Origin of the sequence: Sulfitobacter dubius (assembly GCF_027214245.1) — a bacterium.
GTDB lineage: Bacteria > Pseudomonadota > Alphaproteobacteria > Rhodobacterales > Rhodobacteraceae > Sulfitobacter > Sulfitobacter dubius_A.
The window spans coordinates 1-264 of sequence record NZ_JAPWHM010000045.1; the positions used below are offsets into that span (position 1 = coordinate 1).

1 pseudogene is annotated in these 264 nt (G+C 42.8%); it reads right to left on the reverse strand.

Features of this window, described 5'->3' with window-relative positions:
• Nucleotides 1-188: pseudogene (locus O4H31_RS19540) on the reverse strand (NAD(P)(+) transhydrogenase (Re/Si-specific) subunit alpha); the annotation flags it as partial.
• Nucleotides 189-264 lie beyond the last annotated feature (76 nt).

Consider the following 264-nt stretch of genomic DNA (forward strand, 5'->3'; position numbering starts at 1 on the left):
ACTTCATCCTTTGAAACGATTTTGGCTCCAGCCTGTTCGTAAGATGCGTTATCGAAACTGGCTAAATCACCGGCATGAGATTCGATTGAAACCTCAAATCCCAGTTTAACAAGCTGCTGAACCGATGAAGGAGAAGCAGCGACCCGCGTTTCGCCCGCGAGTATTTCTTTTGGTACACCAATCTGCATAGCGATTCCTTGACTATTGGCACTGTGAATAATCTTTTTTATCTAACGCCTCATTCAAACTCAAGATATTTATAAC